Origin of the sequence: Luteimicrobium album, from assembly GCF_030161555.1 — a bacterium.
Taxonomy (GTDB): domain Bacteria; phylum Actinomycetota; class Actinomycetes; order Actinomycetales; family Cellulomonadaceae; genus Luteimicrobium; species Luteimicrobium album.
Window position 1 is genome coordinate 1,988,058 of sequence record NZ_BSUK01000001.1, and the last position, 21,831, is coordinate 2,009,888.

The window sequence follows — 21,831 nt, forward strand, 5'->3', positions numbered from 1 at the left end:
AACGACCCGGGTTCGCACCGTGGCAGCGCTGCCACGGGCGTGGTCCAGGAGGTGCCGACGTGCGTCGGAGCAACAAGATCAAGGTCGGGCTCGCTGGTCTCGCGGTGCTGGGAGTCGGCTTCGCCGCCACCAGCGCACTGTGGTCCGACAACGTGTGGTTCCAAGGGACGGCGACCACGTCGGCCTTCAATCTCCAGGGGTCGGTCACCGACCCGGCCGGAACACCAACCTGGGAGGAGTCGGCGACCGAGGACGCCATCACCCTGACGATCCCGGCCGCGGAGAACCTCTCGCCCGGAACGACCGTGGACCGCACGGTGTGGGTCCGCAACGACACCGACTCGGACGTCGCCGCCAACCTCGCGGCACCGACCACGACGGTCGCGTCGGACGATGCGGACCTCCAGGCCGACCTCTCCGTGACAGTCGCATACGGCACACCTAGCTGTGATGTCCAGGGACGTTGTTTCGGCGACACGGCCGTGAAGAGCTGAGGGTGAGGGCCTCCGGTTGTGAAGTGGAGTTGTTGAGTTCAACCGCTTCACGAACCGGGAGGCCCTCGTGTCCCACGCTAACGCTGCTCTGACCCCGCGTGCCCGGCTGCGGCTGGCGCGCTTGATCGTCGAGGATCACTGGTCGCCGCAGGTCGCAGCGAAGATGTTCATGGTCTCGCCCGTCACTGCCCGCAAGTGGGCGGCCCGGCTGCGTTCGGAGGGACCCGCCGGGATGGCCGATCGTTCGAGCCGACCATGGTCGATGCCGACGAAGACACCACTGCCCGTGGTTAAGCAGATCGTGAAGAGGCGGTGGCGACGCCGACTGGGACCGATACAGATCGCCGGCGAGCTCGGCCTGCCCGCATCGACCGTTCACGCGGTCCTGGTGCGCTGCCGGATCAACAGGCTCAGCCATATCGACCGAGTTAGCGGTGAGTCGATCCGCCGTTACGAGCACGACCACCCCGGCTCGCTGATCCATGTCGACGTCACGAAGTTCGGCAACATCCCCGATGGTGGCGGCTGGCGATTCGTCGGACGCGTCCAAGGCGAGCGCAACCGGGAAGCCACCGCCAACCGCACGAAGAACAGGAACCACCGTCACGAGCCCAAGCTCGGCACTGCGTTCGTGCATACCGTGATCGACGACCACTCCCGCGTCGCCTACGCAGAGATCCATGCCGACGAGAAGGCAGACACCGCGATCGGTGTCCTGCGCCGCGCGGTGTCCTGGTTCGCTGCCCGCGGCGTCACCGTCGAGCGGGTTCTCTCGGACAACGGGTCTGCCTACAAGTCCCACGCCTGGCGCGACGCCTGCACGCAGCTCGGGATCACCGCGAAGAAGACCCGCCCCTACCGGCCGCAGACCAACGGGAAGATCGAGCGCTTCCACCGCACCCTCGCCGACGGCTGGGCCTACGCCCGCTTCTACGGATCCGAATCCGAGCGCCGATCCGCGCTACCCGGCTGGCTCCACTTCTACAATCACCACAGGCACCACTCCGCCATCGGAGCCCCACCCATCAGCAGGATCGACAACAACCTGCCTGGACATCACACCTAGCGCAGGCACGACGGGCAACCTTGCCGCCGGTGACTGGGTCCCCGTGAACCTCACCTACACGGTGGCGGAGGACCTGCCGACCACCGCACAGGGTGCCACGGCGACCATCACCGTCCACGTCCAGGGCTCGAGCGTCAGCTGACGATGAGCGTGTCACAGGCCCGGGCGACATTTCCCGCCCGGGTCTCGCACCTTCACGTCGCCCTGGCCGTTCTCGGCGCCTGCGGGCTCGGTGTCCTACTCGTGCTCGGTGTCGCCTCGGCGACCCGGGCAGTGGGTGCCTCCCAGTCCGTGAGCGGCCGGGTCGCCGGCTCCGCTGTGGTGCCGAGCGTGTCGTCCTTCGCGCTCCAGGGCATGGCGGCAGGCGAGACGCGCGCTGTCAACGTCGACCTACTCTCTCCGCACGGCACGGACGGACGGGTCGTGCGGATGAGGGTCGCCGGCACGGGGACGCTTGCCGATTCGCTCACGAGCACGGTGACGGCGTGCCCGGTCACCTGGCGTGGCGACGTCTGCCCGGGCGGACGGGAGGTCACGCTCGCCCGCTCCTGGCGCGCGCCGGCCTCAGGGGACGGGAAGGGCCTCAGGGTCCCCGCGGGTGACGCCGCGCACCTGAGGGTGCTGGTCACGGTCGACGACGACGCGCCGCCCGGCGCCAGCGGGATGCTCCGGTTCGAGCACCTCGTGCAAGGGGCCGATCCGGCGGAGCCGGGTTCGCAGGCTATCGGCTCGCAGTACCCCGGGGCCCTCGCGGCGACCGGTGCTGTACCGCTGACGTGGGCGGTGCTGGCCGGTGCCGTCGCCGGGGGCGGGCTCGGGCTCGTCGCGCGGACTCGCTCGATGCGGCGCCGGGGCGGGGTGGGTGACGTTGATGGGTGATATCGGCGGGGTGAGCCGGGCTCGAACGGGAGTGGTCGTGGTTGCGTCCGGCGCTCGACGGCCAGCCCTGCATCGCGCCGTGGTCTTCCTCGCGCTCGTGGCCGTCGGCGTGGGGCTGGCCGCGGTGACGGGGACGACCCAGGCGCGTTGGCACGACGTGGTCGTCGCGCGGGGCGCCGCGCAGGTCGCCGCGATCACGGCCGAGGCCACGTCCGTCGCGGTCGGAGCTCACCACACGTGCGTGCTCGCCACCGGCAAGGTGTGGTGCGCCGGCGCGAACGACGTCGGCCAGCTCGGGACTGGCACCGCTGGCGGGTCGTCCAACGTGCCGGTCGGACCGGTCGGGGGCTGCTGGCCTCGCGAACCGTCACGCAGATCGCCGCCTCCGGGAACCATACGTGTGCGCTCAGCGGGGGGCAGATGTACTGCTGGGGTCAGAACACGTCCGGTGAGCTGGGGGACGGCACCACGACGAACCGCGCTTCCCCGTGACCGTCCTGACGGACGCGCTCATCGGTCACCAGACCCTCACCGGTGTCACGGCCATCGCCGCCGGGCCGTCCTCGTCGTGCGCCATCGCTCCGACGAGTCTTCTGCTCATCCCGCTGACGAGCAACGTGTTCTGCTCGGGCCAGACGTTCGGACCGTCCGGGCGGTCGTCCTACTCCATCTCGGTGTTCACCTCGCTCAACATCCTCAACATCATCGGACTCGGTGTCGGAGACGTCGCCGTGGGCGCCACCTCGGCCTGCGCGGTGCTCGGTGGCAGCGCCTACTGCTGGGGAGGCAACACCCTGGGGCAGCTCGGCAACAGCTCGACCACGTCCACGACGTCCCCGGTCGCGGTGAACGTGGCGGGAGTGCTGTCCGGGAAGACCGTGACCCACGTCGCCGTCGGAGACGACTACGCGTGCGCGGTCGCCGGCCCGACCGCGTCTGCGGGGGTCTACTGCTGGGGCCAGGGTGCGCGCGGACAGCTCGGGAGGGGTCGACGACGACGTCGACCGTACCCGTGACCGTCGGGTCGGGCAGCCCTGTCGCGGGCATCGCGATAGGTGAGGTGTCCGCCGCGCCCGCGACGATGTGTGCGGGGTCGTCCTCGGGCCGTTGGTTCTGCTGGGGTGCGAACGACAATGCGCAGACGGGTGGTGGTGCGATCGGGCAGACCGACTGCCTTTCGCCGGTCGAGGTGGATCGCGGCGACATGGCGGGTGCGACCTTCTCCTCGTTCGCAGCCGGGTCGGGCCATGGCGCGGGCGTCGGGTCGAGCGGCCTGGCGTTCGCTTGGGGGCCAACGACCAGGGGAGCTCGGGATGGGGTCGAACGGCGTGCTGAACAGGCCGGGAGCGATGCGTGCGCCATGGGCGGGATGGTGAGCGGCGTGCGCGTCGGGCTGCGCTGGGCGGGCTCGGCGCTGTTGTGGGCGGGAGCCCTCGCCGGTGTCCTGGGCCTGGCGTTGTTCGTCGGGGTCCGGAGCGGGTATGTCCAGACGCTCGTCGTGATCTCCGGTTCGATGCAGCCGACGTACCACGTGGGTGACGGTCTGGTGTCGCGACGGGTTCCGGCATCGGCGGTGCGGGTGGGGGACGTGGTGAGCGCGCGCAACGCCGACGGCGTGCTCGTGACGCACCGCGTGGTCGGCGTCGAGGACGGCCCCGGCGATGCCCGCACGCTCACCTTGCGCGGCGACGCGAACAGCGGCGACGACCCCGCGCCGTATGTCGTCGAGCGGACCTACGTCCCCGTCGTGACGGTTCCGCACGCCAAGGCCTTCGTCGACGTGGTCCGACGGCCCACGGTGGGGATCCCGCTCGTCGTGGCGGCGTGCGCGCTCGTCGGCTTCGCGCTCGTCCCGTCAGGAGGTCCGCGGCGCCAGGACGACGTCCCAGGAGGTGGCACCGACGAGAAGCCCGCCCCGACCCACCGTTACGATCAGGCCTCGTGAAGATCCTCGTCGTCGGGTCCGGTGCTCGCGAGCACGCCATCGTCCACAGCCTCGCCCGCGAAGCCGCGGACGGCACCGGTCACGAGCTGCACGCAGCGCCAGGGAATCCGGGGATCGCGCGTCACGCGACCCTGCACGACGTCGCCGCGACGGACCCGGCAGCCGTGACGTCCCTCGCGGTGAGCCTGGGGGCCGATCTGGTCGTCGTGGGCCCGGAGGCGCCGCTCGTTGCGGGTGTGGGGGATGCGGTGCGCGCCGCAGGCATCCCGGTCTTCGGCCCTGACGCGGCCGCGGCCCGGCTCGAGGGTTCCAAGGCCTTCGCCAAGGAGGTCATGGCGGTGGCGAATGTCCCGACCGCGATGGCGCACGTGTGCGCCACCCTGCCCGAGGTGGTCGCGGCGCTCGACGCCTTCGGGGCTCCGTACGTCGTCAAGGAGGACGGCCTGGCGGCAGGCAAGGGAGTTGTCGTCACCGACGACCGGGACGCGGCGCTCGAGCACGCCGCCGCGTGCCTCGCCAAGGAAGGCGGACAGGTCGTCGTCGAGGAGTTCCTCGACGGGCCTGAGGTCTCGTTGTTCTGCGTCTGCGACGGTACGAGCGTCGTCCCGCTGGTGCCCGCCCAGGACTTCAAGCGTGCCCTCGACGGGGACCTCGGCCCGAACACGGGTGGCATGGGCGCGTACACGCCGCTGCCGTGGGCGCCCGAGGGACTCGTCGACGAGGTCGTCGCACGGGTCGCCCGCCCCACCGTGGACGCGATGCGAGAGCAGGGGACGCCGTTCGTCGGGGTCCTGTACTGCGGGCTGGCGCTCACGAGCCGTGGGGTGCGCGTGGTGGAGTTCAACGCCCGGTTCGGCGACCCGGAGACCCAGTCCGTGCTCGCTCGCCTGGTGACGCCGCTGTCGGCCGTGATGTACGCGGCTGCGCGTGGGACGCTCGCCGACCTGGAGCCGCTGCGGTGGTCCGCACAGGCTTCGGTGACGGTGGTCGTCTCCGCGCACGGTTACCCGCAGGACGCCCGCACCGGTGACCCGATCACCGGCCTCGACGCCGCCGAGCAGGTGAGCGGCGTGCACGTGCTCCACGCGGGCACAACCTCCCGCGACGACGGCACGCTGGTCTCCGCGGGAGGCCGGGTCCTGTCCGTCGTGGCGGTCGGCGCCGACCTCACCGAGGCCCGCGACCGCGCCTACGAGGCGGTCACCCGGATCGACCTTCCGGGGTCGCAGTACCGCACCGACATCGCTCTCGCGGCGGCGACTCCCCACCGGCCGCGGCACGCGGCGCCTGCCGTGGGCCAGCCTTCCCCGGAAGCGCACTGACATCGTGACCAAAGGCGCGCCGGGAGGCGACGAGATCCAGTTCCGCAGCGACGTCACGGTCGAGCTGGTGCGTTCGAGCGCGTCCGACGCCGACGTCTTGTTCGCGGCCCGCGTCTCGACGCTCGGGGAGCAGAGCCTCGACGTCGCCCTGGACGGAGGGTCTTCGGAGGGTGCCGCGCCGCGTGACCGCGGCCTGATCAACTACCTGATGCGCGACCGTCACGGTTCGCCCTTCGAGCACAACTCGATGACGTTCTACGTCCAGGCGCCGATCTTCGTGTTCCGGGAGTTCATGCGGCACCGGATCGCGTCGTACAACGAGGAGTCCGGCCGGTATCGCGAGCTCCGTCCCGTGTTCTACGTGCCCGACGACGGTCGTGCCCTCGTGCAGGTCGGCAAGCCCGGCGCGTACGAGTTCCTGCCCGGTAGTGCGGAGCAGCACGCTCTCGTGGACGCGTCGGTGCGGGAGGTCGCCGCTCACGCCTACCGGTCCTACCGGGCGATGCTCGACGCGGGCGTCGCACGGGAGGTCGCACGGATGGTCCTCCCGCTCGACCTCTACTCGTCCATGTACGTGACCATGAACGCTCGCTCGCTCATGAACTTCCTGTCGCTGCGCCGTCGGGCCGAGGGCAGCACCTTCCCGTCCTTCCCTCAACGGGAGATCGAGCTGTGCGCGGAGAAGATGGAGGCCGCGTGGGAACGGCTCATGCCGCTGGCCCATGCCGCGTTCGTCGGGCACGGACGGGTCGCACCCTGAGGCGACCGGTCTGGGAGACTGGTGGTGTGACCGACACCCCCATGCTTCCCGGTTGGCGCCACGTCTACTCCGGCAAGGTCCGCGACCTGTACGAGCCGGACCTCCCGGCGATCGGCGGGGTCCACCCGCTCGGTGACGTCGTCCTGGTCGTCGCGAGCGACCGGATCAGCGCGTACGACCACGTCCTCGCGTCCGAGATCCCCGACAAGGGTGTCGTCCTCACCCAGCTCAGCCTGTGGTGGTTCGACCGGCTCGCCGACGTCGTCCCGAACCACGTCGTGAGCACCGAGGTCAGCGCGGAGCCGGGCGACGGCCTGGTGCCCGACGTCGTGGCGGGGCGCGCGATGATCTGCCGCCGCCTCGACATGTTCCCGGTCGAGTGCATCGCCCGCGGCTACCTCACGGGCTCGGGTCTCGCGGACTACCGCCGCACGGGCGAGGTCTCGGGGATCGCCCTGCCCGACGGCCTCGTGGACGGGTCGCGCCTCCCGGAGCCGATCTTCACGCCGTCCACCAAGGCCGAGGTCGGCGAGCACGACGAGACCGTGACGCTCGACCAGGTCTCGGCCACGATCGGCGCCGACGACGCAGCCCACCTCCGCGACCTCACGCTCGCCGTCTACGGCCGCGCCGAGGAGCTGGCCCGCGAGCGCGGCGTCGTCCTCGCGGACACGAAGCTCGAGTTCGGGCGCGCCGCCGACGGGACGGTCGTCGTCGGCGACGAGGTCCTCACCCCCGACTCGTCGAGGTTCTGGGATGCGGCGACGTGGGAGCCCGGGCACGCGCAGCCCAGCTTCGACAAGCAGTACGTGCGCGACTGGCTGACGTCGCCCGCCTCGGGCTGGGACCGCGCGTCGGGCGCCGAGCCGCCGGCCCTGCCCGACGACGTCGTGCAGGCCACGCGCGACCGGTACCTGGAGGCGTACGAGCGGCTCACGGGAAGCCCGCTCGAGCAGGAGTCCTGACACGCCGACGGCGCGGCCACGCGCGAGGGTGACCGCGCCGCCGTCGTCCGAGGGTCGGGTCAGTTGTGCACGGTGATCTTCTCGGTCACCGTCGTCTTGTCGCCGTCCTTGTCCGTCGCGGTGGCCAGCAGCGTGTGCGTGCCGTTGCTCAGGGCCCGGGTGTCGAGCTTGTACGTGAACGTGCCCGCGGTGGGCTGGTACACGTAGTCGAGCCCGGCGGAGTCGACCCGCAGGTTGTACGCCTGCAGGTTCCCGCCGGCGAGCTTGACCTTGACGTTCGTCTTCCCCGACACGGTGTCTCCCGCAGCGGGGCTCTTGAACGTGAGCACCGGCGCGTTGTGGATCGTGAAGGACACGGTCTTCTCGACGCCCTTGCCGTTCTTCCCGATGGCGTCGACCTTGAGGCCGTAGACGCCGTCCGGGAGGGTCGTGGTGTCGACGACGAGCTTCGGGTTCGTCCCGGAGTTCGTCGAGCCGGGGGCCTTGGTGTTGTCGGTGACCCACACGTGCCCCGCGCCGCGGTTGAGCTCGATGTACGTGTAGGAGATGTCCGACGCCGGGCCGTCCAGCTTGACCTTGAACGTGGCCTTCCCGCTCACGACGTCGCCGTCGTGCACGGAGATCGACTTCACCGTGGGCGGCAGGGCGCCCGGGTACGTGTCGACGTAGGTCGTCGAGTCGTCGTTGCTGCCGGCGACCGACGCCTTGCCCGCGTCGTTGATCACGTGGTTGATCCCGCCGACCCCGTTGAGGAAGCGCGAGACCGCGTGCGTGAACGTGACGCCCTTGGTGACGGGCGCCGTGATCGCGGATTCGAGCCGGATGTCCGAGCCGTCGTTGCGGGTCGGGTCGAAGAACGAGTAGATCCCCAGCCCGTACGCGGTGTGGGTCTTCACGTCCGGCGACACGGCGTACGACGCGTACCCGTCACGGTCGCCGTCCTTCCACGCCGACTGGGTCGGCGGGTCGTACGGGAGCTCCGACTGGTAGAAGACGGTCGTGCCGTCCTCACCGTTCCAGACGACCTGCTCCTTCTGGTAGTGCTCGACGAACAGGCCGGTCGCGGTCACGTGCGCGCCGTTGACGACGAGGCCGTGGTCGGCGGTGTTCTGCTCCCACGCGACCCCCGCGCCGTGGTCCGCGCGCCACGACCAGATGTCGTCGAGCAGGGTCCGCGGCGAGTTGACCTCGATGGCCGTCGTGACGCTGCCGGCGTGCGGGCCGCCGACGCGCACGAACACGTCGGAGAGCGTCGTCGGGTTCGACGCGTCGGACTTCTTGGCGCCCTCCGGGCCGACCTGGACGAGGACGTCGGACTTCACCGCGCCCGCGTCGACCGTGATCCCGGCGATCTTGATGCCCTTGACGTCACCGGTCACGAGCGCGGCGTTGCCGTTCGTGGGGGACAGGGTCGCCATGCCGAGGCCCAGGACGACCTGGTTGGCCTTGGGCACGACGAGCGCCTCGTCGAGCGAGTACACGCCCGGCGTGAGGACGAGGTTCTGGCCCTTCTTGAGCGCCTTGTTGATGGTCTCGGCGGAGTCGCCGGGCTTTGCGACGTAGAACGACGAGATCGGCAGCGACGTACCGGAGTCGTCGCCGTCGGCCCACGAGACGCCCGAGCTGTCGGTCCGCGCGTCGGGCACGAACACGGCGTAGCCGTGGTTCTTGTCCCAGGTCAGGAAGGGGGCGTCCCGGCTGACCGGCGTCTTCGGGACGACCGTGTAGGCCGGGTTCGGGTAGGCGAGCTGGTCCGCCGTGACCGTGCCCGACGGCGTGGTGTAGGTCGCGTCCGCGTTGACGCCCGCGAGCACCTGGTTCCAGACGGCGCCGTCCCAGGTCTGGAGCTGGCTGTCCTGGGTGTACCACTGCTGCTGGGAGCCCGAGCTGATGGTCCCGGAGACCCGCGAGTCGGACAGGTAGCCGCCCGACGAGAACCCGCCGAACCGCGGGAACACCGACAGGCTGCCGGTCACGTCGAGGCGGCGCAGCGGCGCGGCCTGCGACACGGCCCAGCGGAGCTGGTGCGCGTCGGCGATCCCCTCGGGGTTGAGGAGGCCGTCCGGGTTGTCGTCGGACGGGTAGCACACGCCCTTGACGCCGGTGTCGCCGGCGACGGGCTGCTGGATCGGGTTGATCTTCATGTTCGACAGCGAGCGCCAGAAGTTCGTGAGCGCGCTGTCTCCGCCGCCGCTGTTGTCCCAGGGGCAGACGTTCGTCGGCGGGACGCCCTCGGCGTGGACGGCGCCGTTGATGGTGACGTCGTCGGGGTTCGAGCCGAGCCCGGCGACGGTCTCGTAGTAGCCCACCTGGCCGTTGATCACGTCGGTCGCGGTGGCGGGGTCGTCCTGACCGGCCGCGCTGCCGTACGTGCCGGGCTTGAAGAAGAAGGCGTGACGGTCGGTGCTGAACTCGCCGTAGCCCTGGGCGGCGGCGAGGGCGCTGTTGATGTCCGCCGTCGACATCGACGGGTCGAAGATCGTGACGTTCGGTCCGAACGGGTTGTCCGCCGCGGCCGCGGACGCGGACGTGGCGGCGAGGGTCGCACCGACGAGGCCGGTGGCGACGAGGGCGCCGGCGGCGAGCCCGGCGGTGGCGGCGCGCGCGGCGCCGCTCCGGCCCCGACGGGGCCGGCGGTGTGCTGATGTCACTTCTCGTGTTCTCCTTCGAACGCGAGCACCGACCCCTGCCCGTGGCTCCGCAAGCGAACGGGGAGGCTCGATGGACGTGCACAGCACGGGTGCGTCTCCAGGCGGAGCCACGCGCTGCGAGCGTCACGCTACGTGACGCAGGTCACCGGCGCCAAGCGGCGTCCGCGGGTGAAAGGTCCCGCCGGTAGACTGGGCCGCGGATCCCCGCCGCCCCGTGCCCGTCCGGCGCTCCCTGCCGGCGGCGCCCCCTCGAAGGAGCCCCTGTGGGACGCGTAGTCGTCGACGTCATGCCCAAGCCCGAGATCCTCGACCCGCAGGGGAAGGCCGTCGCCGGCGCCCTGCCGCGTCTGGGCTTCGACCAGTTCGTGAGCGTCCGTCAGGGCAAGCGGTTCGAGCTCGAGGTCGAGGGCGACGTGACGCCCGAGGTGCTCGACGCCGCTCAGCGTGCCGCCGAGACGGTCCTGTCGAACCCGGTCATCGAGGACGTCGTCCGGGTCGCCGACATCGAGGCCGACGCCGCCGCGACGGTCGAGTCCGAGGGCCTGGCCTGATGAGCGCGGCCGGCGCCCGGATCGGCGTCATCACCTTCCCGGGCACGCTCGACGACCGGGACGCGGCACGCGCCGTCCGGCTCGCGGGCGCCGAGGCCGTCTCGCTGTGGCACGGCGACGCGGACCTGCACGACGTCGACGCCGTCGTCCTGCCGGGCGGGTTCTCGTACGGCGACTACCTGCGGGCCGGGGCGATCAGCCGGTTCGCGCCCGTGATGGAGAAGGTCGTCGACGCGGCGAACGGCGGCCTGCCCGTGCTCGGCATCTGCAACGGCTTCCAGGTCCTCACCGAGGTCCACCTGCTGCCCGGCTCGATGATCAAGAACGACCACCTGTCGTTCATCTGCCGCGAGCAGCCGCTGGTCGTCGAGAATGCGTCCACGGCGTGGACGAACGAGTACGAGCAGGGCCAGCGGATCGTCGTCCCGCTCAAGAACCAGGACGGCCAGTACGTCGCCGACGAGCACACCCTCGACGAGCTCGAGGGCGAGGGCCGCGTCGTGTTCCGCTACGACGGCTGGAACCCGAACGGCTCGCGTCGCGGGATCGCGGGCGTCACGAACGCGCGCGGCAACGTCGTCGGGCTCATGCCGCACCCCGAGCACGCGGTCGAGGCCGGCTTCGGGCCGGCCTCCGCGGACGGCCCCAGGTCCGGCACGGACGGGCTGACGTTCTTCACCTCCGTGCTCGCGTACCTCGTCGCCGCCTGACCGACGGCTCCTCGCTGACGTGACCGTGCCCGAGCCGCTGTCGTCGCACGGGCCGTCCGACCTCGCGGGTGCGCCCCCGCCCGACGTCGTCGTGCCCGCGGTCGTGGAGCGGCTGGCCGGGGTGACGCCGTCGTCCCGGTGTGGGCGAACGCCGTCTGCGGGCTGACGTTCCGGCTGGGCGACGGCCCGCGTGCGCGGTTCGTGAAGTGGGCTCCCGCCACCGAGCGCGCGGCCGAGCTCGACCTCGCGGCGGAGGCGGAGCGCCTCGCCTGGGCGGCGCGGTTCACGCCCGTCCCCCGCGTCCTGGACGCCGGTACCGACGACGACGGCGCCACCTGGCTGGTGACGGCGGCGCTCCCGGGCGAGAGCGCGGTGAGCGAGCGGTGGCGGGCCGACCCGCGCACCGCGGTCCGGGCGATCGGCGAGGGGCTGCGCGCCCTGCACGACACGCTGCCCGTCGCGGACTGCCCGTACGACTGGGGCGTCGCGTCGCGGGTCGCCCGCGGTCGCCTGCGCCCCGGACGCCGACCCCGCCCTCCTCGACCGGCTCGCCGCCGAGGTGCCCGAGCCCGCCCGGCTCGTCGTGTGCCACGGCGACGCGTGCGCACCCAACACCCTCCTCGCCGACGACGGCCGGTGGCTCGCGCACGTCGACCTCGGCACGCTCGGCGTCGCGGACCCGTGGGCCGACCTCGCGATCGCGGCGTGGAGCACGCAGTGGAACTACGGGCCCGGCTGGGAGGACGAGCTCCTCGCGGCCTACGGCACCACCCTCGACGCCGACCGCACGGCCTACTACCGGGAGCTGTGGGACGCGACCTGACGGGTCTTCGGCTAGTGTCGGTCCCATGACGCGTGGGGGCCGGGTCAGGGTCTCGGCGATCGTCGCCGGGGGCGTGCTGGGCGCCGTGGTCACGGCCGCGGCGCTCGCGGGCTGCGCCACCGGGGTGGGCGGGGGCAGCCGGACGCGCTGTGTGATCGACGCCGCCGGCTACACGTCGTTGCAGAGCCTCGACACCTTCACGGACGCCGTCGTGCGGGCCCACGTCGTCGACGACGCCGCCCAGGCCAGCCAGTCCCCGCCGGACGTGACGCACGCGACCGTCACCGAGATGTTCCACGTGACGGTCGACGACGTGGTCGCCGTCCGTCCGGGCCAGCCGGGCCTGAGCGACGGCCAGGAGCTCGAGATCACCCTGTCCGTGATCGACCCGAAGGGCTGCGCGGCGGACGGTTCGACGCCCACCCCGGGCTACCAGGGGTTCCCGCTCGACTCGGAGGTCCCGGGCCGGGGTGCGGACGTCGTCCTGTTCCTCGGCGAAGGGCCCGCGGAGCCCCACGGCTCCGACGCCGTCCGCACGGCGCTCGGCTACGCCTCCGTGCCGCCCGACGGGGGAGCGGGGTCACGTTCCACGCGACGCCCGGCGAGCTGCGGGGCGCGATCATCCCGCTCGAGGACGTCGTGGCGGCCGTGCGCGCGGACCTCACAGCCCCGCGACGAGGTTGATCAGCGCCGCGAGGATGACCGTGCCGAACAGGTACGACAGCAGCGCGTGCCCGAGCGCGAGCCGTCGGATCGCCGACGAGCCGACGTCGGTGTCGGAGATCGCGTAGCTCATCCCGACCGTGAACGCGACGTACGCGAAGTCGGAGTACCGCGGCGGCTCGGTCTGGTGGAAGTCGATGCCGCCCTCCGGCTCGCCGAAGTAGATCCGCGCGTAGCCGAGCGCGAGGAGCGTGTGGACGGCCGCCCACGACGACACGACGCTCAGCACGGCGACCGCCGCGGCCCACACCCTGCTGCTGACGTTCGAGCCGAGCAGCACGAACGCGACGCCGACCAGGCTCGCGACGGCGGCGAGGACGACGATCGCGTGGGTCGCCGTCCGGGTCGGCTCCTCGCGCGTCGCGTGGGCGGCGGTGCTCGCCGCGTCCATGGGCCACACCGTGATCCACGTCCACACGACGAACGAGACGGCCACCGTGCACCACCCGAGCAGCACGGCCAGGCCTACGGGGAGCACGAGCCCGCACAGCACCCCGACGACGAGCCCCAGCAGCCCGCCGACCATCAGCCGACCCGCGGGGGAGATGCGGCCAGGGTGGTGCGGCCGGGCGACGGGAGTGCTCACGTCGCCCAGTCAAGCACCGCGTGGGGGTGAGCGCCGTCGCGCGAGCTCAGCTGCGGGCGAGGTGGGCGAGCTGCACGCGCACGCTCTGGGTGGCGGCGGGAAGGAGGCTCACGTCGACGTCCGGATAGACCCGTTCGACGACGGCGCGCACCACGGTGTCGTCCGTCGCTGCGGGCAGCCCGAGGTCGAGGAGCGCGGCGCGGACCGCCTCGAGTCGCTCGACCCGATGCGCCCGGTACACGGCGACCCGCGCCCCGAGGTCCTCGATGACGGGCCCGTGCCCGGGCAGGCCGACGACGGAAGTCTCCGTGTCGTGGCTCACGGCGGCCAGCCGGTCGAGCGACATGAGATAGTCGCCGAGGTCGCCGCCGTCGCGTTCCATGAGAACGGTGCTGCCGGTTCCGAGCACCGTGTCGCCGGTGAGGACGACCCGTTCGCGCCGCAGGTGCAGGCTCACGGAGTCGGACGTGTGCCCGGGGGTCGCGATCACCTCGACCAGAAGCCCGTCGGCGTCGATCGTCTCGCCGTCGTGGAGCGGCGTCGTGTGCGGCGAGCCGAGCTCCCTCAAGGCGGACCGGACGGGCGCGCGGACGTCCTCCGCGAACCGTGCCGCACCTTCGGCGTGGTCCGCGTGACGGTGCGTGACGACGACGGCCGCGACCCAGCCTCGCCCGTCCCCGAGTGCGGCCTCGGCGACGCGAGTCAGATGGGGGTCGTCGTCGGGCCCGGGGTCCACGACCACGCATCCCGGGGCGCCGGGGTGCGGAGCACCCAGGTGTTGGTCCCGTCGAGCGTCATGGGGCCGGCGTTGTCGGCACGCACCAGGGTGGCCACGGGCGGCTGTCCGCGCAGCGGAGGGAAGGTGTTCACGGATCCATGATCGCCGAGCCAGCGGGGGCTCCCGGGGTGGACCGCTGCGAAGTGAATCGATTTAGGTCCGTTATGCAGGCTTTGTTTCGCCCGAGCTTTCACCCGCATTTGGTCAAGCGACCAAGGGCGACTTCGTTACCGTCGAGTCAGCGTCGACGCTTCGGGGGCAGCTTCGGACGCCGGGCCCGACGCCGGGCCGCACCTGACCGAGACATCAACGAGGGGTAAGTCTGTGCCTGTTCTGCCTCAGTACCGACGACGACGGGGCGTGCTCGCCGCGCTGCTCGCTGCCTTGACGCTCGTGCTCGGGACGCTCGTCGTGGGCGGCACCGCCCACGCGGCCGACTCGTCCGGCAACACGATCGTCTTCGACGACGTGCAGTTCCAGAACACCCACTTCACCGACGGCGACAGCCAGAAGGTCAGCGCCTCGTGGCACGTGGACGGCGACGCCAAAGCGCCGATCACCGTCACGATGGACCTGCCGGACTGGCTCCACGGCCAGGCCCGGCTGATCACCGTGACCGGCGACGATGGCTCCGAGATCGGCCAGTGCCAGGTCACGACCGAGAACATCACGTGCACCATCACCGACGAGGCGTACGTCGCGTCGCACGAGAAGAGCTTCCACGGACAGTTCTCCTTCAACGTGACGTCGGCGCTCGGCAACTCGACCACCGAGACCAAGGACGAGACCGTCGGCGGCAAGCACTTCCAGTTCACCGTCGAGCCCAAGCCGGGCGACAACGGCGGCACCGGACAGGTCTGCCAGACGGGCTGCGACTTCACGCGCACCAACCCGGAGAAGTTCGGCCAGTACCTGCAGGCGACCAAGCCCGGCGAGCAGGACCGCATCCGCTGGGTCGTGCGTGTCGGGGACGTGCCGGACGGCACCCAGGAGGGCGAGACCGGCAAGATGGGCGCGCCCATTGCCCCGGGCAAGAAGGTCGTCGTCACGGACCCGGGCATCACGGATGGGATGACGATCGACCACGTTGAGATCTGGGCCTCCGACACCGCGCACCGCGGGAACGACGGCCGTGAGGGCATCGTGCTGGTCAGGTCGGCGTCTGACGATCCCGCGTACACATGGAACGCTGACAAGACGTCCGTCTCGTGGACCGTGCCGCCCGTAGAGACCGGGTCGGTCGACGACGGCAACCGCCGCCTCGGCGGCTGGGTCTACGAGGTCCAGTGGTTCGTCACGCTCGACGACCACGGGACGTCGGCGACGTACTACAACGACGCGAGCTACACGGTCGACGGGAACTCCACCGGCGTGCTGCACGGCAAGGTCGAGAACTCGGGTGGTTCCGCGAGCGCCGTCGGCACCAACGAGGGCCAGCTCGCGATCACGAAGAAGCTCACCGGCGACGCGGACTTCGGCACCTCGCCCCGCTTCGACGTGACCGTCACCGCGTTCGATAAGGACGGCGCGAAGATCGGCACCGAGACCGGGTCCATCGCCGACGGAGAGACGTTCACGACCAAGACGTACCCCGCGGGCACTCGTCTCGTCGTCACGGAGCACAAGCCTGACGCCCCGGACAACGTGACGTGGTCGTCGTCGTACTCGGACGCGACGTCCGGCGGCTCGTCTGACACCGACACCTACGAGGTCGTGCTGTCGTCCGACAACAAGAACCTCGGCCGCGTCAGCGCGGTGACGCTCACCAACACGGCGACCCTGCAGACGGGGACGTTCGCCGCGCACAAGAAGGTCGTCGAACAGGGCGGCTCGCACGCCGACCCCGACGCGACCTACACGCTGAAGTACAGCTACCCGGCTGACGCGGAGCGGGGCATCGCCGCGGGCTCCGGCGCGCTCGAGCTGCCCGGCGACGGGACCGTCGTCACGAGTGACGCGATCCCCGTGGGGGCGCACGTCTCCCTGTCGGAGGCCGATGCCTCTGCGGTCGCCGGAGCGACGTGGGAACAGCCCGTCATCACTCCCTCGGAGTTCGACGTCAAGGTCGGCGACAAGCCGTCCGCCGACGTGACCGTCACGAACACGCTGTCGGCCGACGTGGGAGGCTTCACGCTGACCAAGAGCGTGACCGGAGCAGGCGCGGACCTCGTCCCCGGCACCACGAGCTACACCGTGCACTACAGCTACCCGGCCGGTGACACGTTCCCGGCAGGAGAGGGCGACGTGACGGTGTTTGCCGGTGGCGCGCCGAAGGTCGTCGACGGGCTGCCCGCCGGTGCGGTCGTCACGCTCGAGGAGTCGGCTCCGCCACTGCTCGTGGGTGTCGTCTGGAACGGTGTCACGTTCAGCCAGGACCAGCTCACCGTGGTGAAGGGCGAGCTGACCGCGGTCAGCCTCGTCAACACGGCGGACGTCCTGCCTCCGACCCCGCCCGTCACGCCGACGACGCCGGTGACCCCGACGACGCCGGTGACCCCGACGACGCCGGTGACCCCGACGACGCCGGTCACGCCGACGACGCCGGTCACTTCGACACCTGCGCCGACGACGGTCGTGCTCGGCACGTCGGGCACGGCGACGACACAGGCGGCGACGACCCCGAGCACGGGTGTCCTGGCCAAGACGGGCGCGTCCGTGCTTCCCCTCGCCGCGCTGGGTGCCGTGCTCGTCCTGCTCGGTGCCGTCGCGCTGGTGCTGGTGCGGCGACGTCACGCCTGACCGGACGTCGGCTGAGGTGAGGCCGCGCCCCGATCCGCAAGGTATCGGGGCGCGGCCTCGGTCGTATTCCGTCGCGGGGAGGGATGAGTCCCCCGCCCCGTTCGTCAGTTCGCTGCGAGCGCCTGCTCGACGTCCTCGATCAGGTCGAGCGGGTCCTCGAGGCCCACGGACAGGCGCACGGTGGTCTCCGCGATCCCGACGGCGGCCCGTCCCTCCGCGCCGAGCTTGCGGTGGGTCGTGGTGGCGGGGTGGGTGATGAGTGACTTGGCGTCGCCGAGGTTGTTGGAGATGTCGACGACCTGGAGCGCGTCGAGGAATCCGAACGTGCGCTTCTTGGCGGCCGCGGGGTCGGTGCCCTCGGGCACGTCGAGGTCGAACGTCACCACGGTGCCGCCGCCGGCCTGCTGCGCGCGGGCGAGCTCGACCTGCGGGTGCGAGTCGAGGAACGGGTACCGGACGCGGCCGACGCCCGGCAGCGTCTCGAGCGCGGTCGCGACCTGGAGCGCGGCGTCGTTCTGCGCTCGCACCCGGACGGGCAGGGTCTCGAGGCCCTTGAGCAGGACCCACGCGTTGAACGCGGACAGCGACGGCCCGGTGTTGCGGACGAACGTCTGGACGGGTCCCTCGAGGAACGCGGCCGACCCCAGGATCGCGCCGCCGAGCACGCGGCCCTGGCCGTCGATGTGCTTGGTCGCGGAGTACACGACGACGTCGGCACCGAGCTCGAGCGGCTTCTGCAGGACGGGCGTCGCGAACACGTTGTCGAGCACGACGACGGCGCCCGCGCGGTGCGCGAGGTCCGTCACGGCGCGCACGTCGACGAGGTCCTGCATGGGGTTGGACGGCGTCTCGAAGAAGACGACGTCGGCGGGGGTGGCGAGCGCCTCCTCCCACTGCGAGAGCACGTGACCGTCGACGTAGTCGACCTGGACGCCCCACTTGGCGAAGATCTCCTCGTAGATCACGACGGTCGACCCGAACAGGGCACGCGCCGACACGATCCGCGACCCCTGCCCGACGAGCGCCGCGAGGGCCGTGAACACGGCCGACATCCCGGACGCGGTCGCGTAGCAGGCCTCGGCGCCCTCGATCAGGCGCAGGCGCTCCTCGAAGGTGTGCACGGTGGGGTTGCCGTAGCGGGAGTAGACGAACCGCTCCTGCTCGCCCTTGAACGCGGCCTCGGCGTCGGCGGCCGAGTCGTAGACGTAGCCCTGCGTGAGGAACAGGCCCTCGGACGTCTCGGCGAAGTCGGAGCGACGGTGGCCGCCGCGGACGGCGAGGGTCGCGGGGCGCGCGGTCGCGGGCAGGGGTCCGCGGCCGGAGCCGCCGAAGAGGATGTCGTTGCCGCGCGGGCCCGTGGGGACGCCGCCCTCGGGCAGCGGCGACGGGCTCACTGCTGCTTCCAGGGGAGTCCGGCGACCTTCCAGCCCTCGCGGTTGCGGACGCCGTCGAGCCCCGGGGCGCCCTCGAAGCCCTCGAGGACGTTGTACGAGGGGCCGATCCCGGCCTGCGTCGCGAGGCGCGCGGCGCCGATGGAGCGTTGGCCGGAGCGGCACAGGAACACGACGGGACCGTGGGTGACCCCGGCGGCCTGGAGCGAGTCGAGGAACGCCGGGTTGGGGCGGCCGTCGTCGGTGACCCACTCGTCGAACACGGTCTCCTTGCCGAGCTCGGCCGTGTCGGGGACGCCGATCGCGCGCCACTCGCCGTCGGTGCGCACGTCCACGAGGACGGCGGCAGGGTCGTCGCGCAGCAGGTCCCACGCCTGCTGGGGGGTGAGGTCGCCGGCATACCCGTCGGCGGGTCGGGCGGTCACGCTCATGAGGCCTCCTCCGGCGCGTCGCGCACGACGCGCCCCATCGGTCGTGGCGTTAGCACCCTCGGCCGGGCCGCCCGCCGTCGAGGCGAGAGGTCCGCGGGTTGCTGCGGCGTCGTCGTGCCACGTCACTCGGCCGCTCCGGATGGACCCTGCGATCGTACGTCGGCCGCCTGCGCCGTCCCACATCGCGAGACGTTCCGCCCGGCCGTTGACACCCGTCGGCCCGCTCGCGGAGCATGGGCGGCAGGTCATGAGCGCCAGCCGCCCACCCGACGTCCCGTCGGGCGGGCACAGCCCCGGCTTGCTGGCCGGCAACCCTCCTCCTGCGGCGGGGTGCCCCGGGTGACGACCAGGCCCACGCCGCGGCGGCGTCGGGCAAGCGCGGGGACGGCGGACGCCGTGCCCCCTGACCGCTGGAGGCACCATGACGACCACCGACACCCTGACCTGTCCGACGGCCGTGGCCCCGGCCACCGCCGGGCCCCTTCTGCCCGTCGTCGGCTCCGACACGCTCGTCCCGCTCGTCGACGGCCGCAGCCTCCCGTACGCGAACCTCGACGTCGCGGCGTCCGCGCCCGCGCTGCGTTCGGTCGCGGACCGGGTCGCCGAGGTCCTGCCGCTCTACGCGAGCGTGCACCGCGGAGCGGGCTACCTCTCGCAGGTCTCGACCGCGCTCTACGAGGCGTCGCGCCAGGGGATCGGGGCGTTCGTGGGTGCCCGGCCCGACGACGTCACGGTCGTCGTCCGGAACACCACCGACGCGACCAACCTTCTCGCCGGGTGCGTGCCGGCCGCCGCGTCGGGAGCGCCCGGGCGGGTGCTCGTCCTCGACGCCGAGCACCACGCGAACCTCCTGCCGTGGCGCGGCGCGAGCGGCGCTGCGGTGCGTGCCACCACGGTCGAGGCGGCCCCCACCGTCGACGCGACCCTCGACGCGCTGCGGGCCGAGCTCGACACGGCGCTCGCGGCCGGCGACCCCTACGCGCTCGTCGCGGTCACGGGCGCGTCCAACGTCACGGGCGAGTCGCTGCCCGTCGCCGCGGTCGTCGCGCTCGCGCACGACGCCGGGGCCCGCCTGTTCCTCGACGGCGCCCAGCTCGTCCCGCACCGCCGCTTCTCGCTGGCCGCGACCGGCGTCGACTACGTCGCGTTCTCCGGCCACAAGACGTACGCGCCCTACGGGGCCGGCGCGCTCGTCGGGCGGCGCGACTGGCTCGACGCCGGCACGCCCTACCTGGCGGGCGGCGGCGCGGTCCGCAACGTCACGGTCGACGACGTCGTCTGGCAGAGCGCGCCCGCGCGGCACGAGGCGGGCTCGCCCAACGTCCTCGGCGCGGTCGCGCTCGCGGCGGCGTGCGGTGCTCTGGGTGCCGTGGACCCGGAGGCGCTCGTCGCCCACGAGCGGGCGCTGCGCGAACGCCTCGTCACCGGGCTCGAGGCCATCCCCGGCGTGCGCGTCGTGCGGGTCTGGGAGGACGCGGTCGACCCGGTCGGCGTCGTGACGTTCGCCGTCGACGACCACGACCCCGGGCTCGTCGCCGCCTACCTGTCGGCCGAGCACGGCATCGGGGTGCGTGACGGGCGCTTCTGCGCGCACCCCCTGCTGCGGCGCCTCGGGCACGCTGCGGGTGCGATCCGCGCGAGCGTCGGCGTCGGGACCTCCGGCGAGGAGGTCGAGCGCCTGCTCGGCGCGCTCGAGACGTTCGTGACCGACGGGCCGTCTGCGAGCTACGCCGTCGTGGACGGGCTGTGGGTCGTCGAGGACGACCCCCGCCCGCTGCCCGAGGCGTCGGGACTCTCGGGGCTGGTGGCGACCGCGGCCGCCGGGTTCATCGCCGAGTCCGCGGGCTGCGGCCCGGCGCTCGACTAGGTGTGATGTCCAGGCAGGTTGTTGTCGATCCTGCTGATGGGTGGGGCTCCGATGGCGGAGTGGTGCCTGTGGTGATTGTAGAAGTGGAGCCAGCCGGGTAGCGCGGATCGGCGCTCGGATTCGGATCCGTAGAAGCGGGCGTAGGCCCAGCCGTCGGCGAGGGTGCGGTGGAAGCGCTCGATCTTCCCGTTGGTCTGCGGCCGGTAGGGGCGGGTCTTCTTCGCGGTGATCCCGAGCTGCGTGCAGGCGTCGCGCCAGGCGTGGGACTTGTAGGCAGACCCGTTGTCCGAGAGAACCCGCTCGACGGTGACGCCGCGGGCAGCGAACCAGGACACCGCGCGGCGCAGGACACCGATCGCGGTGTCTGCCTTCTCGTCGGCATGGATCTCTGCGTAGGCGACGCGGGAGTGGTCGTCGATCACGGTATGCACGAACGCAGTGCCGAGCTTGGGCTCGTGACGGTGGTTCCTGTTCTTCGTGCGGTTGGCGGTGGCTTCCCGGTTGCGCTCGCCTTGGACGCGTCCGACGAATCGCCAGCCGCCACCATCGGGGATGTTGCCGAACTTCGTGACGTCGACATGGATCAGCGAGCCGGGGTGGTCGTGCTCGTAACGGCGGATCGACTCACCGCTAACTCGGTCGATATGGCTGAGCCTGTTGATCCGGCAGCGCACCAGGACCGCGTGAACGGTCGATGCGGGCAGGCCGAGCTCGCCGGCGATCTGTATCGGTCCCAGTCGGCGTCGCCACCGCCTCTTCACGATCTGCTTAACCACGGGCAGTGGTGTCTTCGTCGGCATCGACCATGGTCGGCTCGAACGATCGGCCATCCCGGCGGGTCCCTCCGAACGCAGCCGGGCCGCCCACTTGCGGGCAGTGACGGGCGAGACCATGAACATCTTCGCTGCGACCTGCGGCGACCAGTGATCCTCGACGATCAAGCGCGCCAGCCGCAGCCGGGCACGCGGGGTCAGAGCAGCGTTAGCGTGGGACACGAGGGCCTCCCGGTTCGTGAAGCGGTTGAACTCAACAACTCCACTTCACAACCGGAGGCCCTCACCCTCAGCTCTTCACGGCCGTGTCGCCGAAACAACGTCCCTGGACATCACAACTAGGGCGCCGAACCTCGCCGAGCAAGCGAGTCCGACGT

Annotated in this window: 22 protein-coding genes, 2 pseudogenes and 1 riboswitch; of the genes and pseudogenes, 16 read left to right on the plus strand and 8 right to left on the minus strand. The window is 71.8% G+C overall.

The features are described from left to right. Positions 1-59: 59 nt before the first annotated feature. The 10 genes and pseudogenes from QQK45_RS10300 (at position 60) to QQK45_RS10335 (ending at position 7,431) form a co-directional block, all read left to right on the plus strand. Positions 60-494: a hypothetical protein gene (locus tag QQK45_RS10300; RefSeq protein ID WP_284293189.1), complete on the plus strand. Its 435-nt coding sequence runs from the start codon at positions 60-62 to the stop codon at positions 492-494. A gap of 67 nt (positions 495-561) precedes the next feature. Continuing rightward, the gene (locus QQK45_RS10305; RefSeq protein ID WP_284292406.1) at positions 562-1,560 is read left to right on the plus strand and encodes an IS481 family transposase; all 999 of its coding nucleotides are present in this window, start codon (positions 562-564) and stop codon (positions 1,558-1,560) included. A 330-nt stretch (positions 1,561-1,890) separates the two neighbouring features. After that, entirely contained in the window at positions 1,891-2,439 is a 549-nt protein-coding gene (locus QQK45_RS10310) for a hypothetical protein (RefSeq protein ID WP_284293190.1), read from the plus strand. Then, a pseudogene (locus tag QQK45_RS23160) lies at positions 2,432-2,719 on the plus strand (RCC1-like domain-containing protein); the annotation flags it as partial. The gene QQK45_RS10310 and the pseudogene QQK45_RS23160, both read left to right, overlap by 8 nt. Then, positions 2,704-2,931, plus strand: a complete 228-nt coding sequence (locus QQK45_RS23165) for a hypothetical protein (RefSeq protein WP_431310257.1) — start codon at positions 2,704-2,706, stop codon at positions 2,929-2,931. The pseudogene QQK45_RS23160 and the gene QQK45_RS23165, both read left to right, overlap by 16 nt. Then, a complete protein-coding gene (locus QQK45_RS10315) occupies positions 2,928-3,455 on the plus strand; it encodes an RCC1 domain-containing protein (RefSeq protein WP_284293191.1) in 528 nt (175 codons plus the stop codon). Before QQK45_RS23165 ends, QQK45_RS10315 begins: the two co-directional genes overlap by 4 nt. 353 nt (positions 3,456-3,808) lie before the next feature. Continuing rightward, a complete protein-coding gene (locus QQK45_RS10320; protein WP_284293192.1) occupies positions 3,809-4,384 on the plus strand; it encodes a signal peptidase I in 576 nt (191 codons plus the stop codon). After that, complete coding sequence (gene purD / locus QQK45_RS10325; RefSeq protein WP_284293193.1) at positions 4,381-5,706, plus strand: phosphoribosylamine--glycine ligase; 1,326 nt, start codon at positions 4,381-4,383, stop codon at positions 5,704-5,706. Before QQK45_RS10320 ends, purD begins: the two co-directional genes overlap by 4 nt. Positions 5,707-5,710: 4 nt before the next feature. Continuing rightward, a complete protein-coding gene (thyX, locus tag QQK45_RS10330; protein WP_284293194.1) occupies positions 5,711-6,466 on the plus strand; it encodes an FAD-dependent thymidylate synthase in 756 nt (251 codons plus the stop codon). 41 nt (positions 6,467-6,507) lie between these two features. Beyond that, positions 6,508-7,431, plus strand: a complete 924-nt coding sequence (locus QQK45_RS10335) for a phosphoribosylaminoimidazolesuccinocarboxamide synthase (RefSeq protein WP_284295009.1) — start codon at positions 6,508-6,510, stop codon at positions 7,429-7,431. 59 nt (positions 7,432-7,490) lie between these two features. On the opposite strand, the gene QQK45_RS10340 is transcribed toward QQK45_RS10335, so the two are convergent. Beyond that, positions 7,491-10,082, minus strand: coding sequence for an Ig-like domain-containing protein (locus QQK45_RS10340; RefSeq protein ID WP_284293195.1), 2,592 nt, complete (start codon positions 10,080-10,082; stop codon positions 7,491-7,493). A 263-nt stretch (positions 10,083-10,345) separates the two neighbouring features. Here QQK45_RS10340 and purS point away from each other — a divergent pair, with 263 nt between their 5' ends. From purS to QQK45_RS22165, 4 genes and pseudogenes are all read left to right on the plus strand, one after another. Next, positions 10,346-10,633, plus strand: a complete 288-nt coding sequence (purS, locus tag QQK45_RS10345; RefSeq protein WP_284293196.1) for a phosphoribosylformylglycinamidine synthase subunit PurS — start codon at positions 10,346-10,348, stop codon at positions 10,631-10,633. Continuing rightward, positions 10,633-11,343, plus strand: a complete 711-nt coding sequence (gene purQ, locus QQK45_RS10350) for a phosphoribosylformylglycinamidine synthase subunit PurQ (RefSeq protein WP_284293197.1) — start codon at positions 10,633-10,635, stop codon at positions 11,341-11,343. The genes purS and purQ overlap by 1 nt, the downstream gene beginning before the upstream one ends. A gap of 19 nt (positions 11,344-11,362) precedes the next feature. Continuing rightward, the gene (locus tag QQK45_RS10355) at positions 11,363-11,509 is read left to right on the plus strand and encodes a hypothetical protein (protein WP_284293198.1); all 147 of its coding nucleotides are present in this window, start codon (positions 11,363-11,365) and stop codon (positions 11,507-11,509) included. Between the two features lie 35 nt (positions 11,510-11,544). After that, positions 11,545-12,166 (plus strand): annotated as a pseudogene (locus tag QQK45_RS22165) (phosphotransferase). A gap of 168 nt (positions 12,167-12,334) precedes the next feature. Here QQK45_RS22165 and QQK45_RS10365 read toward each other — a convergent pair. From QQK45_RS10365 to QQK45_RS22170, 4 genes are all read right to left on the minus strand, one after another. Then, a complete protein-coding gene (locus tag QQK45_RS10365; protein WP_284293199.1) occupies positions 12,335-12,538 on the minus strand; it encodes a hypothetical protein in 204 nt (67 codons plus the stop codon). A gap of 289 nt (positions 12,539-12,827) precedes the next feature. Then, positions 12,828-13,475 (minus strand): DUF1345 domain-containing protein, encoded by a 648-nt coding sequence (locus tag QQK45_RS10370; RefSeq protein WP_284293200.1) that lies wholly within the window; start codon positions 13,473-13,475, stop codon positions 12,828-12,830. A gap of 46 nt (positions 13,476-13,521) precedes the next feature. Continuing rightward, entirely contained in the window at positions 13,522-14,211 is a 690-nt protein-coding gene (locus QQK45_RS10375; RefSeq protein ID WP_348525199.1) for an MBL fold metallo-hydrolase, read from the minus strand. Further along, the gene (locus tag QQK45_RS22170) at positions 14,178-14,345 is read right to left on the minus strand and encodes a hypothetical protein (RefSeq protein ID WP_348525200.1); all 168 of its coding nucleotides are present in this window, start codon (positions 14,343-14,345) and stop codon (positions 14,178-14,180) included. Before QQK45_RS22170 ends, QQK45_RS10375 begins: the two co-directional genes overlap by 34 nt. 232 nt (positions 14,346-14,577) lie before the next feature. Between QQK45_RS22170 and QQK45_RS10380 the strand changes: the two genes are divergently transcribed. Beyond that, on the plus strand, positions 14,578-16,992 hold the full coding sequence (locus QQK45_RS10380) for a DUF5979 domain-containing protein (protein WP_284293201.1): 2,415 nt from the start codon (positions 14,578-14,580) through the stop codon (positions 16,990-16,992). Between the two features lie 104 nt (positions 16,993-17,096). Here the strand turns inward: QQK45_RS10380 and QQK45_RS10385 are convergent, their stop codons facing one another. Continuing rightward, the gene (locus tag QQK45_RS10385) at positions 17,097-18,329 is read right to left on the minus strand and encodes an O-succinylhomoserine sulfhydrylase (RefSeq protein WP_431310333.1); all 1,233 of its coding nucleotides are present in this window, start codon (positions 18,327-18,329) and stop codon (positions 17,097-17,099) included. 53 nt (positions 18,330-18,382) lie between these two features. Beyond that, positions 18,383-18,814: a rhodanese-like domain-containing protein gene (locus tag QQK45_RS10390; protein ID WP_284293202.1), complete on the minus strand. Its 432-nt coding sequence runs from the start codon at positions 18,812-18,814 to the stop codon at positions 18,383-18,385. A 243-nt stretch (positions 18,815-19,057) separates the two neighbouring features. Further along, positions 19,058-19,199: riboswitch (SAM riboswitch) on the plus strand. A 36-nt stretch (positions 19,200-19,235) separates the two neighbouring features. On the opposite strand from QQK45_RS10390, the gene QQK45_RS10395 reads away from it, so the two are divergent. After that, complete coding sequence (locus QQK45_RS10395; protein ID WP_284293203.1) at positions 19,236-20,681, plus strand: aminotransferase class V-fold PLP-dependent enzyme; 1,446 nt, start codon at positions 19,236-19,238, stop codon at positions 20,679-20,681. Here the strand turns inward: QQK45_RS10395 and QQK45_RS10400 are convergent. Further along, positions 20,678-21,676 carry an IS481 family transposase gene (locus QQK45_RS10400; protein WP_284292406.1) on the minus strand — a complete coding sequence of 333 codons (999 nt, stop codon included), beginning with the start codon at positions 21,674-21,676 and terminating at the stop codon, positions 20,678-20,680. The two genes, QQK45_RS10395 and QQK45_RS10400, sit on opposite strands and share 4 nt — an antisense overlap. Between the last annotated feature and the right edge of the window lie 155 nt (positions 21,677-21,831).

What these genes read in the sequence shown, in the direction of transcription:
- purQ (WP_284293197.1), top strand. Translation starts at nt 10,633, where the DNA reads ATGAGCGCGGCCGGCGCCCGGATCGGCGTCATCACCTTCCCGGGCACG.
- QQK45_RS10320 (WP_284293192.1), top strand. Translation starts at nt 3,809, where the DNA reads ATGGTGAGCGGCGTGCGCGTCGGGCTGCGCTGGGCGGGCTCGGCGCTG.
- QQK45_RS10395 (WP_284293203.1), top strand. Translation starts at nt 19,236, where the DNA reads ATGACGACCACCGACACCCTGACCTGTCCGACGGCCGTGGCCCCGGCC.
- QQK45_RS10390 (WP_284293202.1), bottom strand. Translation starts at nt 18,814, where the DNA reads ATGAGCGTGACCGCCCGACCCGCCGACGGGTATGCCGGCGACCTCACC.
- QQK45_RS10335 (WP_284295009.1), top strand. Translation starts at nt 6,508, where the DNA reads ATGCTTCCCGGTTGGCGCCACGTCTACTCCGGCAAGGTCCGCGACCTG.